We start from the raw sequence: 13,693 nt of genomic DNA on the forward strand, positions 1-13,693 counted from the left end.
TAAGACTAACGAGTATAGAACAAAAAAGCCACTGACAATGCAGTGGCTTTACTTTAAAGTTCGCTAATAGAGAGTAAAAAACAACTTATAAAAGCATTTACACAAGTTGCCCCTTTTTTAAGTCTGCTCTATCGGGTTATTAGCTAGTTCTTGTTTCTTTTTACGGCTGAAAACACCGCGTAAATCTTCAATAATCACGTATAAGCTTGGAATAAAGACTAACGTAACCACCGTGGCAAAAAGAACACCAAATGACAACGATACCGCCATTGGAATAACAATTTGCGCTTGTGCACTGGTTTCAAAAAAGATAATAGGCACTAAACCAATAAACGTTGTTAAAGAGGTTAGCATTATTGCTCTAAAGCGCTTAGTACCAGCATGAATAACAGCGTCTTTTAAACGCTCTCCACGTTTGCGCGCATTATTAACATAATCAACCATCACCAATGAATCATTAACTACAACTCCTGATGCCGCTAAAATCCCCATAATAGATAATGCACTTAAATCCATTCCGAGCATAAAGTGTCCGAATACAGCACCAATAACACCAAAAGGAATAACCACCATAATCATGCACGCTTGCGAGTAAGATTTTAATGGAATGGCAAGTAAAGAGAAGATAACCATCAACGAAATCATAAAGTCTCTGAATTGATCATCTGCGCTATCCATTTCTTCCTGAATACTTCCCGATAGCTCACTTTGAATATGCGGATACTGCCTTAATAGTTGAGGAATATAGTTATCGCGAATATCCTTGGCTATTTCAAATGGTTCAACTTGCTCAGAGTCAACACTCGCCCAAACATTAATCGTACGATTACCACCTTCACGACGAATAAGCGTAACACCATCAGTTAAGGATATTTCAGCAAGCTCAGATAGTGGTAACTCAGCGCCGCTAGACGTTTGAATCATCACATCATCAACATGGCCAATACTACTACGTTGATCAAGAGGATAACGTACCATCACTTTTATCTCTTCACTGTCACGTAAAATACGTTGTGCTTCAAGACCATAAAAACTATAGCTAACTTGTGACGCTACTTCAGCTAAGGTTAACCCTAAACTATAAGCTAAAGGTTTAAGCTCTAATTGAACTTCTTTAGCACTTGTCTGGCGAGAATCATTAACATCACCAACACCTTTTAACGAGTTAAGCTTCATTTTTAAGTCATTGGCTGCTGCTAGTAATTGTGCATCGTCAGTACTTTCTAATTTAAAAGCAACATCGCCATCATCACGACCACCGCCAAATAAATTATCACTGATCGATAACGATTTAACGCCAGGGTAATCAGGAATAGCTTTTCGCCATAAATCAGCTAATTCAAAAGTATTCATCGCCCTTTCTTTTGGAATAACTAACTTAATCATCACATTACCACTGGTACGGCTACGTAAATCAACCTGCATATCAGCAATCATTGAACTGCCATACTGCGCTTGAATATCATCATCAACTGCATAGAGAATACGTTCAATATTCAACAATACTTCCAATGTAGATTTCTCAGCAGCATCTACGTTCATTTCAATACTAACACTAGGAAAATCATGTGGGATTTGAGGTTGGCCGACATATCGAACAAAACCACCACCAAATAAACCGGCACTTAATAACATTAAGCTAATAAAAAACATTAAGACCGCATAACGATATTCAATACAAATTGTTAATGCTGGTCGATACATAGTGTCAATAAAAGCTTTTAATTTAATATCAATCCAACGACGAAGCCTATCTAGCGGATTTTTAGGATTAAATTTCTTTGTTTTCATTTTAACTAAATGCGCAGGTAAAATGAGTTTTGATTCGATAAGAGAAAAAATTAAACAAAGCACAACTACCGCACCAATAGCTTTACCGAATGCCGATGAAGGTCCTTCTCCAAAAAGGAAAGGCACAAATACCGCAATAGTAGTTAACACCCCAAAGGTAGCTGGCATAGCTACACGCTTAATACCGCGAATAACATTTTCAGTGGAATGCCCATGCTCTTCTATTTCATCATGCGCACTTTCCCCCATGACAATCGCATCATCAACAACTATCCCGAGTACAAGAATAAAAGCAAACAAGCTAATAATATTAATAGTGACACCAACAAACTCCATTGGCATAACTAGCAAGGTACCTAGGAAACACACAGGTAGTCCCATCATTACCCAGAAAGCTAAACGTACACGTAAGAACAGTGCTAGCATAATAAAGACTAATACCGCGCCGCTTTCCATGTTGCTTAACATCATGTTTAAACGGCCTTCAAGGTAGTAGGTCATATCAACCCATGTCTCTAACTTCACACCTTTTGGTAAAACACTGTCTTTGTTCTTTACATAACTATTAATTACTTGAGCAACATCAGTAATACTTTGATTGTCTGCAGCACCAATAAACAAGGTAACTGAATTCTTACCATTAAACTTAGAGTATTGAATGCCTTCTTCAAAGCCATCAATCACTGTAGCAACATCCCCTAATAATATTTTAGTACCATCAGCCAATGCAATAATAGGGATTTGTTCAAACTCATGACCACGATAAGCTTGATTTTCTACCCTAAGGTTTATATAACCATTTTCGGCACGAATTTGTCCAGCGGACATATTTCGAGATGAGCCACGTACAGCATTGGCTACATCGACAAAACTTAAACCATACTCTCTCAGTTTGTCCTTACTGACTTCAACAGAAATCTCGTAATCTAAGCCACTATAAATTTCAGAAATATTTATTTTAGGTAACTGTTGAATTTCATGATGAATTTTACGCCCTAGTTCTTTTAATTCACTATTCGTTAAATCACCATACAAACTAAGATACATTACCTCTTGGCGAAATTTTTCTCTTTCAACTTTAATGCGTTCCATGCCATCAGGGAAACTTGAAATGGAATCAATCGCTGATTTAATTTCTTCAAGTACCACTTGAGGATCGTAATCGAGCTCTACTTCAAAAAAACCATTGGAAAAATTTCTGTTAGAGTAAGTAATTACACGTTTAAGACCTTGCACTGTTTTCAGTGCCTCCTCGATCTTAATGGTAATACCTTCTTCTACCTCTTGCGGGGCTGCGCCAGGATATTGCGCAACATAGGAAACCCAGTTGATTTTTACTTGTGGAAACATTTGCTTGTCAATGGTTTTCATGGTTAGAAAACCACCAATTAAAATAAAAAACATTAACAAGTTAGCCGCTATACTATTACGAGCAAACCAAGCAATAATACCGGTATTAGTATCAATAGATTCATCAATTTTTTTCGATTTCTTCTCTGTCTTTTCATTACTTTCTGAAAGAGAATTCATACTTACTCTCCTTCATTTTCATTGATAACAACTTCAGCTGTTTCTAGCGAAGTGGCAACGTCATCATTTTGAGCTTCCTCTTCATTTATTAATGCTAACTTCATTCCTTCAACCGGGTAATCCAACGAAGAAGTAATCAACTGATCACCGTCAAGTAAGCCCTTATTGATGACGACATTGCCACCTTCTTGGCGAATAACATTAACAACAGCGTAATGAAGTTCAGATTCACTATCTAAAAGAGCCACTTGGTTATTATCGACTAAATATTGAGGAACAACACTCGCATTTTCAATGGTCATACCCAAAATTTTGGCTTTAACATAAGAGCCAAAACGTAGCGGCAGATCATGCGCTGTATTGCTATGATTTAAATAGTAGGGATCTTTAATTTCGGCTACTAGATAAGTCATCCGGCTATTATCATCAACAACCCCTTCACTTCTCACTATTTCTGCTTGCCATTGCAATTCTTCGCCCGCAAATGTGCCCGATAAATTAACGGTTGATTTTAACCCTTGATCAATTAAAAATTGTAACTGGTTATCAGCAACAGGTAGACGAACTTCTGCGATAGCGGAACCTAACAACATTCCTATTTCACTACCCACGCCAACAAAAGAACCTAAACCAATAGTTCGGCTATTAATCATAGCGTCATAAGGTGCTCTGACTTCTGTACGTTGTAAATTTCGTTCTGCACGCAAAATAGCTGCTTGTGCAGATTTTACATTCGCTAACTCTTGTGCAAGTTGTGGCTTACGTAAACTAAGCTCAGTCGGTGACGTATCAGTTATCTGTTGCCATTCTTGTTCAGCAACTTTACCTTGTGCCACTTCTGTTTCTAATGCCGCACGTGCAGAGGCCATATTTGCCTGAGCATCAATAAGAGCAGCATGATAATCGTTAGGATCAATACGCGCCAGAAGTTGACCTTTTTTGACCAGGCCTCCACGAACGAATTTATCACTTAACTCAACAACTTCTCCGCTAACCTGTGCAACAATAGTGGTCTCATATTTTGGTTTTACAACACCATAAGAGCTTACTTCTAGTGTCATTGGCATTACAGTAATATTTTCTACTGCAACAATTGGTCTATTATCAACTTCAGCTTTTTCTTCTGGTGGCTTTTTCATGCTTGAAAAACCAATAAAAGCACCAATTCCAATAGCTAAAATGGCAATAGGTATAATAATTTGTTTCTTACGAGCCACTGTTTAATCCCTTTTAAATATAGTTTTATTATTTTATACAGAAAATTAATATCAATAATCTGATTATTTGAATGAATAATAACGAATATGGTATAACGAAATTAACCAAACTTGTAACTGTTTATTACAAAAAACACGCCTATTTGTAAAACAAACCATAAAATAACATAAATTTAAATTTACTACTTATTTATCAAGTGATTACATCAAAATTTCAAGAAGATATTTTTAAATAAAAGTACCTTAAACTTAATATTAAAATCATTCATTGGCTTATTTCGCCACTTTTTAACTTTTCACAAACAATACCTGTTAAATTAACCACTTTTGTACCAAAGGATTAATCATGTTTAATAAAATAACCGATTTCTTTAATAACTTACTAGATACAGAAGATAACAAGGCTAAGTGTCAAATTTCTATCGAGATTTCATCTGCTGTATTACTTTGTGAAGTAATGCGCGCTGATGGTGTTTTTACCGAAAGTGAACAAGATATCTTGACCAACATTTTAATTAAGCAGTTCAACCTAAACGATCAAGAAGTAGAAACGGTTTTAGAACAAGCTTTTGTGTTAAGTGAAAATGCTAGTGATTTTTATCAATTTACCTCGAAATTAAATCAACATTATTCTTTAGATGAGAGGATCAAAATAGTATCGTTATTATGGCAGGTTGCATATGCTGACGGGGAACTAGCAAGTATTGAAGAACATATTATTCGAAAAATTGCTGATTTGCTTCATTTGAGACACAATGAATATATTGCGACTAAAATTGCAGCTGAACAAATCGCAAAGTGAATGCATTTACAGTCAAAATAATTTATTAATGCGTAAGAGAATCAGTTATTATACTCATAAATATTTTTCCTACTTATAACGGCATTTTTAATGACAGATTCAACTGAACAAACTTCCAACTCATCTCATGTTGAAATAGGAAAATACAATACACTTACTGTTGTTGCAGTAACCTCAAGCGGGGTTTACTTAGATGGTGGAGATTTAGGTGAAATATTACTCCCTAACCGACATGTACCAAGTGATTGTAAAATTGGCAATAGCATTAATGTTTTCATTTATTTAGATTCCGCAGAACGTATTTCAGCAACCACTGAAAAAGTACTTGGACAAGTAGGTGAGTTTGTTTCCCTAAAGGTCGTGCAGGTTAATAAAATGGGCGCCTTTTTAGACTGGGGCTTACCGAAGGATTTACTTGTTCCTTATAATCAACAACATACTGAAATGGAAGTTGGAAAGTATTACTTAGTGCGTATTTTTCTTGATCAACGCACAGACCGTGTTGCAGCATCGAGTAAACTTGATAAATTTATTGATATTTGGCCCGCCGAGTATCAACAAGGTGACAAGGTAAAATTAATTATAGGCGGAAAAACCGACCTAGGCTTTAAAGCAATAGTGAATAATTTACATTGGGGTTTACTATACGACAATGAAATTTTTCAACCATTACGTATTGGTAAAAAAATAGATGGCTACATCAAGCAAGTTCGTGAAGATGGTCGTTTAGATCTTATTTTAACCCGTGGTAGTAAAAATACAGTAAAGAGCTTTGCTGATAAGCTTATTGAAGCTTTACAAAAGAATAATGGTTTTCTACCACTGCACGACAAAAGTGCGCCTGAGTTAATTCAGAGAACGCTTGGGGTAAGTAAAAAGACATTCAAAGCTACCGTTGGTAATTTGCTGAAAAACGGTAAATTAACGATAGAAAAAGATGGGATTAGATTGAAGTAGTCAATCCTTTTGACTACTTTCATCTTTACAATTTAACGTAACATTGTAAACCAGCCCGTAAGCATAGGCAGTAAAGGAAGTGCAATAAACGCTACTAAAAGTAACGAAAGCAGACCTAAGCCTGTACTATCTTTAAAATCTTCATTCTGTGACATTTTGAGGACACCCTTGATAGGAAAAAAACAGGCGTAGTCTAACGACTAATAATACGAAAAAAAAGTTTTTTTTGATCTATATCAACTATAACAATCAGTGATATATCAAAATAAACTTACTCAGCATAAATGATCAATAGTAAATTTAGCCTTATATTCATTCCATATTTAATGAAATAGATAGTTATTATGTTTTAAAAAAACTGATATGCTTATTTATAAACTGATATTTAATATGCTAAAAATAAGATAAAACTCTTGCAAAAGTCATATAAAAAAAATAAAAAATCTGATGATGAATTATATCAACCTCATGTAATTGCTGTATTTTCCTTGGTTGGTGTGTTAATTCTTACCACTATGGGGATTATTGCATTATTCAATCAAACCTTTATCTTAGCTGTTACTTTATTTAGCGCTAGTTTGTTATGTTTTATCGGCTACTATATTTATAAAAAGTTTGATAATTCGATATTTAGCTCCGCGATTGTTCTATATTCACTTTATTCATTGATGTTTTACCTTGTTTATACTGGAGGGGTATCTCTATCTGGACCTTTATGGATATTTGTTATTCCCCCTATTTCATTATTCATCCAAGGTTTAAAATATGGCTTAGTCAATCTTGCGATGTTCGTTGTTGTTATTAGTATTATAATGTTTATGCCAACAGAACTTATTACTAATCCCCCATACAGTTTTGAGTTTAAGTTACGTTTATTATACTCATTTTTAACCGTGACAGCTCTCTCTGCATTGTATGAATACTCTAGAGAACGTTCATATAAGGGAGCATTAAGGTTAAGTGAAAAGTATCAACAACTCGCTAATTTTGATCCCTTAACTCAGCTATCAAATCGTCGTGGTGCCCTTGCTATTTTACAACAAGAACAAGCACGAATAGCACGTAAAGAAGATCCGTTATCTATTGTTTTATGTGACATAGATCATTTTAAAAAAGTGAATGATCTATATGGTCATAATGCTGGCGATACCATTTTAACAGCGCTAACAAAAATATTTACGGTTAATATGAGAGAGCAAGACTCTATTGCACGTTGGGGCGGAGAAGAATTTTTATTTATTTTGCCGCAAACAACAGCTGCCAATGCCAATGTTGTTGCCGAAAAAATTAGAGTTCAAATACAAAATCATATTAGTTATTATCAAGATAAAGAAATTAAAGTGACTGCTAGTATGGGTATTGAGCAATTCGATGGAACTAGAAGTATTGATGAAGTGATCAATAGCGCAGATAAACAATTGTATAAAGCTAAGGATACCGGCAGAAATCAAGTTTTTCCTAAACTATAAACTACCGATATATTGGTATATAAATTTTGAATCTAAGGTTTATATACCTAACTTTTAATTACTGTCTTGTCTTAACTTAGTGACTGGTCTTAACTTAGTGCGTAGTTTTAAAATCATTCAGGTTTAATAGCAACAATTTGTGCTATAGCTTGCTTCATATGGCTATCTTGTGCAGAAGAAGCTTTTCCTTCAAAGCTATGCAGTATTTTCCAATCAGCAAAAATTTCAAGTAGTTCATTAGGCTTCAATAAAAAATTAGGGTTTTTAGGCCTGCCTAACTTTGCTTGTTCTTCTGTGAAGGTTTCATAAATAATCATGCCCCCTGGTTTTATAGCAGCTTTAATCTGCGTCATCAGCGGACGATGTAAGTAACGAAAAACCATAATAGCGGCAAAGGTGTCTGCCTTTAATGGTTTATCGTTACCTTGATCAAAATGGTCTTGCTCAAAATCTACTTGCCAATATTGCGCTAGCTTTTGTTTATTTAGCTGTAAACGAATAACTGACTGCTCAACCTTTTTTAGTGATTCACCATTAATGTCAGCAAAAACAACATTAATATCATTCTCAAATACATGCAGACCATTTCGTCCTTCACCACAGGCAAGATCGAGTACCTGCGCTTTACTATCAAACGTTAGCAACTGCGATGACAATAAGTATTTATCTATTAATGATGAATGTTTCAAACCTAAATTCCAGCAGTCGCGTTAATACCAAGTCCATTAAGTTAGTTGCCACTCAGAGCTTGCCAGTGGTTTGAGAACAAATAGAATTTTTTACCTATAGTTATTCTATATGAAAGAAATTCTGTGCGGTTATCATATCACTGGAAAGCTCCCAAAGGGCGAGTCTAAAAGGTCTATATGCCGCGTTATTGATTTTGACAAGGGAATAACCATTCTCTTCAATCAATGCCTTGCCTCTAAACCTTTTAACTCTCGCTGAGTGAGAAGAAACTTATTGGAATTGGTATAATATTATATTTCAAAGTAATTGGTAAAAACTTTATAAAGTTCTGTCCCTTGATTCACACTTGCAGAAGCGAAATGTAAAATAGGAAGTACTTCTTTATCAAGAATAACATTATGTAATGGATTACCATCACCGTAATTATCCATTCTTAAAATACGTACTAAAGGTGAGCCTGCGGGCAGAGGTTTACCAAATTCTGCCAAATAATCTACCATACCGCCCATCGGAGAGTATAACGCTTTGTAGTCTTTTAAATAACAAGCGAAACGCGTCATTTCTTGAGGTTGGTACCCTAATGACTTAGCTTTTTGCAACGGTACATCTTCAGAAGTAATTTCTAGATCATTACTAATCGCAATAACACCTTTATATTGTAAATAACTTAAAATACCTAATGCGTCTTGATGCGCTACGTCTAAATCAATTTGTTCTTGAGAGCCTAACTCTACAGTAAAGCTTTCTTTGGCGAAGGCCCCCTCGCCCATAACAAAGTTTCTATCTAACTGTTTGTAGGCTTCTTGCAAACACCACCAAGGACAAAAAGTCGCTTCATCCATTGCGCCATCGAAATCATTAGGAATAAAAAGGGTATGAGGAATATCAAAATAGTTAGCACTTGCTTTAGCGTATTCAGGGCAATATAAATGTTTACTTGAAATAGGACCGGTATGCAAATCAAGCACTATGTCAGCTTGATGTGCCATACGTTGCAATTGATAAGCAATACGTTGGCCAGTAGTTAGCCCCCAAATATTATGATCTAACTTTTGTTCAATTTGATCGATTAATAATTTTTCAAACGCTACTCTGATTTCATCTTCACTCGCATCAATATTTTGCTGAGCGAAAGGCGCTATAATTGATTCATCAAAGTGATACATTCTATTCCAGTTCACCCCTGTTATAGGGTCAAATCGACCTAAAGTATATTCACCATTCTTATGGTTACAAGCGACAGGGTTAGCGTAAGGAACTAAGGTAATATCGCTTTGAATCTTGCAGTGTTTTAATAATTCAAGCAACTGAAAAATAACGGCATTACCTTGCACTTCAGCTCCATGCATATTGGCTTGAATATAAACATTAGGTGCGGTATCTGTTATATCAGAATGCGTATCACTTTTTTCACTTTCAAACGAATAAACGGGCACAGTTAACTTAGCGCCACTAGCCATTTCCCCAACGTGCATAATACTTTTTTTGAAGGTATTCATCATTTATCTCATTTCTTAATCGGTATAGGCAAAACTACGCGAACATTACTCGAATACTACTCGAATACTACTCGAATACTATGCAAGGTATGAACTCGCAGGTTTCGCAGGTCTAACTTCAACTAATTTATTTTCTTGAATTACATATTCCGCCGCCAGTTGGTGACATAAGAAAAACGGCATGCTTTCAGTAAATCCGTAAGCACCACAATAGCCAAAAACTAATTCATCACCGACCTTAACGTCTTCTGGTAAAGATAAGTGGCCAAGTTTATCCATACTCGTACAAAGTGGTCCATGTAAATCAAAATTCTGACTTGGTTCATTCGACTGACGAAGCAAGGTAACAGGAAAAGGTTGATCCGTTATTGCTGGGCGAATAAGGTGATTAATACCTGCTGCCAATACTAATTGCTCTTGACCATAATTAGTTTTTTTATCAATTACCGGAACAACATAATAACCACATTCAGCGACAGCAAAACGACCAAGCTCTAACCAAAGCTCGTCAACGCCAGCTTTGGCTTTAATATCGGCTAAATCAGAAATAATTTGCTGCCATGCTAGCGTTTTACCTTCGCCAAGATAATCGATACCTAAGCCACCACCTAAATCAAGAATTTTTAGCTTCATACCAATATCGTTGGCAAGTTCAGTGAGAGGCTTAACCATTTGTCCCCATAAGGAATACATTTTTTCGTTACTGAGCATATTGCCCCACTGAAAAATATGTAAACCACAAATATTTAATTCGGGATAGTCACTTACTTTAATGTTTTGCCATTCTTCTACCGACAAACCAAAAGGCGTTAAGCTATTACCACCTAATGGGTTTTTCTCACCATCAGGCCACTGTAATTGTACACGTAGTAATACGGTTGGTTTTTCACTACCTGACTGCTCCTTAACAACTTCATTAAGCCAGTTCAGTTGATTTAAGCTTTCAATCACAAAAGTACCGACACCTTTTTTAACAAAAGCATCAAGTTGTTTTTTAGATTTAGCCGGACCTGTATTCAAAATACGGCTAGGATTCACACCTTGTGCTAATACTTGTGATAACTCACCGGTGCTAGCAACATCAAAATCAAACCCTTCACTATCTAATGTTTGAATAACTTTAGATAAAGGATTAGCTTTAACAGCAAACCAAAGCTTAATCACATCTTGTTGCTGCAATGTCGCAAGGTGTTTTTTTAACGTATCTAATTGATAGACAAAATAGCCTTGTTCATCTTCTGGTGATTGATGGGCTAACAAAGTACTTTCAATATTGGTGTCGAACCAAGTGGGTTTAGTCATAATATTTCAATTCATTTATTACAATGTAAGTTTCAATTCATTATTATTAATAATCTAGCTTTAAGCTGTATATTTCAAGTTAAAAGCAAAAACACGGAATTGATCATCATCAATATTCCGTGCTTTTTATCCTTAAGCGTTTAGCCCATTCTTTGAAAATTCAAATGTTTTCCCAAGAACTTATAAGTACTTTAACGCTTAACTTGAGCTATACAGCAACAAGTTGAACAATTAACGAAGGATAGATTCTAACTCTAATGCCGCATCACTTTGTTCATCACGATACTTAACGATCAAAGCACATGCCATGTTCAAGCCTTGTGCTTGCGCCCAATCTCCTTTTACAGGGCGAGTGCCCGGAACAACAATAGCATTTTCTGGAATTTCAGCGCCTTTTTCACGCATCACTTCATTAACACAATCATATACTGGTACTGATTTAGATAATGAAACACCTGGTGCTAGTACAGCGCCTTTTTTCACTACAATACCTTCAACAATAACAACACCGGCACTCAAGAAAGCATTATCTTCAATAATTACTGGGCTAGCACCGATTGGCTCTAATACACCACCAATTTGAACCGCAGCTGAAACATGAACATTTTTACCAATTTGAGCACATGAGCCAATTAGAGCATGGCTATCAACCATAGTACCCGTATCAACAAATGCACCAACATTGATATAAGCTGGTGGCATAATAATTACGCCTTTAGCAACATGAGCACCAGCACGTACAGATGAACCACCCGGTACTAAACGAACACCATCCTCAGGTGTAAACTGACGAGCAGGTAAATTATGTTTATCAACAAAGCCTAAATAGTTATCACCAAAAGCAATGTTTTCACCCGCTTTAAATGCAGCTAAAATACCTTGTTTTACTTCAACATTGGCATGCCAATTACCGTTTTCATCTTGAGTTGCTGCGCGTAGTGCACCAGTTTCTAATTGTGCTATTACATCTTGCCAATTCATGCGATATTCCTATTTTCATGTGTATTTATAAAAGAAGATTGATTAGCTTGCACTAACCATTGGTTAATTTTTTCATCAAATGCCAATAACTCTGTATTATCGGTTAATTCAAGGTGTGTTAATGGCGCTCGCAATATCGGTGTTTTAATATTTTGTTGCTGCTGCATTAACATTTTGACTGGGATTGGATTGGCAACACAAAATAGTGCTGCTACAGCCCTGTTCCATAATGGAAACATAGTGTTGGTTTGCCCAACTAAACATAGTTGAACATACGTTTGTGTTGCTTGAGGCCATGCATTAGCGCAGACCGAGACTAAACCTTTAGCACCTGCTGGTACTAGATACGGCAACATGGCATCTTCACCACTGTAAAGTGCTACTTCTGGGCATTGTTCACGGTAATTAAGAAATTTATTTAAATCGCCACTCGCCTCTTTCATTGCCCAGAAATTTGGATGATTTTGCAAATTTTGTAAGGTTTCAACGGGAATTTCCACGCCACTACGAGAAGGCACGTTATATAACATACAGGGAAAATTTGCGGTATCTAGTAGCGCTTTAAACCATTGAGTTTGACCAACTACACCAGGCTTGGCATAAAGTGGGGTTCCAAGCAAAAAGCTATCAATAGGTAACGTGTTGCAGTATTTAACCCAGTTGATTTGTTCTGGTAAATTAGAGCCGCCAACAGCAACCATTAACGGTGTATTAAGCTGTAGATTACAAACAAACTCAACAATACTCATCTGCTCATCGCGGGTTAACGCTAAACCTTCACCTGTGCTACCAAGTAACAATATGCCGTTACCTGCGTCAGCTTGTGCTATCGCGATTTTTTCTAGGCTAGTAAAGTCAATTTGATTGTTTTCTAAGAATGGCGTCACTAAAGCTGTCCATAAAGAACAAGCATCAACGCTTGTGGTACCAATAGACTGGGAATTTATATTTGTAGGTAATTGTGTATTCATTGCTCTCGAACTCATAATTTTTGTATTGGCCTAGGCGCAATACAAATTAGTTCGGAGAGCTTTAAGGTATTCACAAAAAAGAGCTGAGTATAACAACCTTCATATTAAGGATATTATTGGCTTTTATGCAAAGACCAGAAGCTCTCCACTCAATTATAACCTACCCTATATTAAGGTAGGTCAATATCAGTGACAGTTGTCGGGATTCAGCCCTTAAACCTTGGCAATAAACTAAGGTAAACAACCGATAAGTGTTTTATCAAACAAATACTTATCTCGGCGCTAATCCCCCTCATTACTATTATCAGATTTTGATCTCTGTGCAAATGACATTGCAATAATAACTACCTGGTTAACGCTCCTCTTCTGGCCCCTTACCTCATCATTCTTAATACTTTGCCTGTATTGCCATCACCAATCGTCGTCATCATTTATAAAATATAAACGCTGCTGACATATACCGTGATGGTTTAGCTAAAATATC

At 36.1% G+C, this 13,693-nt stretch carries 11 protein-coding genes and 1 riboswitch; of the genes, 3 read left to right on the forward strand and 8 right to left on the reverse strand.

Features of this window, described 5'->3' with window-relative positions; genetic code table 11:
- Nucleotides 1-117 precede the first annotated feature (117 nt).
- Together GQS55_RS16210 and GQS55_RS16215 are read right to left on the reverse strand one after the other, a co-directional pair.
- Nucleotides 118-3,321: an efflux RND transporter permease subunit gene (locus GQS55_RS16210; RefSeq protein WP_159821480.1), complete on the reverse strand. Its 3,204-nt coding sequence runs from the start codon at nucleotides 3,319-3,321 to the stop codon at nucleotides 118-120.
- 2 nt (nucleotides 3,322-3,323) lie between these two features.
- The gene (locus tag GQS55_RS16215; RefSeq protein WP_159821481.1) at nucleotides 3,324-4,538 is read right to left on the reverse strand and encodes an efflux RND transporter periplasmic adaptor subunit; all 1,215 of its coding nucleotides are present in this window, start codon (nucleotides 4,536-4,538) and stop codon (nucleotides 3,324-3,326) included.
- Nucleotides 4,539-4,884: 346 nt separating this feature from the next.
- Here GQS55_RS16215 and GQS55_RS16220 point away from each other — a divergent pair, with 346 nt between their 5' ends.
- Nucleotides 4,885-5,340 (forward strand): tellurite resistance TerB family protein, encoded by a 456-nt coding sequence (locus GQS55_RS16220; protein ID WP_159821482.1) that lies wholly within the window; start codon nucleotides 4,885-4,887, stop codon nucleotides 5,338-5,340.
- A 90-nt stretch (nucleotides 5,341-5,430) separates the two neighbouring features.
- Entirely contained in the window at nucleotides 5,431-6,297 is an 867-nt protein-coding gene (locus GQS55_RS16225; protein ID WP_159821483.1) for a CvfB family protein, read from the forward strand.
- A gap of 32 nt (nucleotides 6,298-6,329) precedes the next feature.
- On the opposite strand, the gene GQS55_RS20190 is transcribed toward GQS55_RS16225, so the two are convergent.
- Nucleotides 6,330-6,452 carry a hypothetical protein gene (locus GQS55_RS20190; protein WP_268892410.1) on the reverse strand — a complete coding sequence of 41 codons (123 nt, stop codon included), beginning with the start codon at nucleotides 6,450-6,452 and terminating at the stop codon, nucleotides 6,330-6,332.
- A gap of 258 nt (nucleotides 6,453-6,710) precedes the next feature.
- Between GQS55_RS20190 and GQS55_RS16230 the strand changes: the two genes are divergently transcribed.
- Complete coding sequence (locus GQS55_RS16230) at nucleotides 6,711-7,766, forward strand: GGDEF domain-containing protein (protein WP_236559674.1); 1,056 nt, start codon at nucleotides 6,711-6,713, stop codon at nucleotides 7,764-7,766.
- Nucleotides 7,767-7,879: 113 nt separating this feature from the next.
- On the opposite strand, the gene GQS55_RS16235 is transcribed toward GQS55_RS16230, so the two are convergent.
- From GQS55_RS16235 to dapA, 5 genes are all read right to left on the reverse strand, one after another.
- Nucleotides 7,880-8,455 carry a class I SAM-dependent methyltransferase gene (locus GQS55_RS16235; protein WP_236559675.1) on the reverse strand — a complete coding sequence of 192 codons (576 nt, stop codon included), beginning with the start codon at nucleotides 8,453-8,455 and terminating at the stop codon, nucleotides 7,880-7,882.
- Nucleotides 8,456-8,746: 291 nt separating this feature from the next.
- Nucleotides 8,747-9,955: a succinylglutamate desuccinylase/aspartoacylase family protein gene (locus GQS55_RS16240; RefSeq protein WP_159822941.1), complete on the reverse strand. Its 1,209-nt coding sequence runs from the start codon at nucleotides 9,953-9,955 to the stop codon at nucleotides 8,747-8,749.
- Nucleotides 9,956-10,033: 78 nt separating this feature from the next.
- Entirely contained in the window at nucleotides 10,034-11,257 is a 1,224-nt protein-coding gene (locus GQS55_RS16245; protein WP_159821484.1) for a PLP-dependent decarboxylase, read from the reverse strand.
- 231 nt (nucleotides 11,258-11,488) lie between these two features.
- Nucleotides 11,489-12,238, reverse strand: coding sequence for a 2,3,4,5-tetrahydropyridine-2,6-dicarboxylate N-succinyltransferase (locus GQS55_RS16250; RefSeq protein ID WP_159821485.1), 750 nt, complete (start codon nucleotides 12,236-12,238; stop codon nucleotides 11,489-11,491).
- Complete coding sequence (gene dapA / locus GQS55_RS16255; protein ID WP_159821486.1) at nucleotides 12,235-13,209, reverse strand: 4-hydroxy-tetrahydrodipicolinate synthase; 975 nt, start codon at nucleotides 13,207-13,209, stop codon at nucleotides 12,235-12,237. Before dapA ends, GQS55_RS16250 begins: the two co-directional genes overlap by 4 nt.
- 130 nt (nucleotides 13,210-13,339) lie before the next feature.
- Nucleotides 13,340-13,583, reverse strand: a riboswitch (Lysine riboswitch).
- Nucleotides 13,584-13,693 lie beyond the last annotated feature (110 nt).

It is taken from the genome of Colwellia sp. 20A7 (genome assembly GCF_009832865.1).
Taxonomy (GTDB): Bacteria; Pseudomonadota; Gammaproteobacteria; order Enterobacterales; family Alteromonadaceae; genus Colwellia.

Excerpts from the sequence above, each read along its gene's own strand:
- GQS55_RS16210 (WP_159821480.1), bottom strand. The coding sequence starts at position 3,321 with ATGAATTCTCTTTCAGAAAGTAATGAAAAGACAGAGAAGAAATCGAAA.
- GQS55_RS16220 (WP_159821482.1), top strand. The coding sequence starts at position 4,885 with ATGTTTAATAAAATAACCGATTTCTTTAATAACTTACTAGATACAGAA.
- GQS55_RS16240 (WP_159822941.1), bottom strand. The coding sequence starts at position 9,955 with ATGAATACCTTCAAAAAAAGTATTATGCACGTTGGGGAAATGGCTAGT.
- GQS55_RS16225 (WP_159821483.1), top strand. The coding sequence starts at position 5,431 with ATGACAGATTCAACTGAACAAACTTCCAACTCATCTCATGTTGAAATA.
- GQS55_RS16250 (WP_159821485.1), bottom strand. The coding sequence starts at position 12,238 with ATGAATTGGCAAGATGTAATAGCACAATTAGAAACTGGTGCACTACGC.
- GQS55_RS16245 (WP_159821484.1), bottom strand. The coding sequence starts at position 11,257 with ATGACTAAACCCACTTGGTTCGACACCAATATTGAAAGTACTTTGTTA.
- dapA (WP_159821486.1), bottom strand. The coding sequence starts at position 13,209 with ATGAATACACAATTACCTACAAATATAAATTCCCAGTCTATTGGTACC.
- GQS55_RS20190 (WP_268892410.1), bottom strand. The coding sequence starts at position 6,452 with ATGTCACAGAATGAAGATTTTAAAGATAGTACAGGCTTAGGTCTGCTT.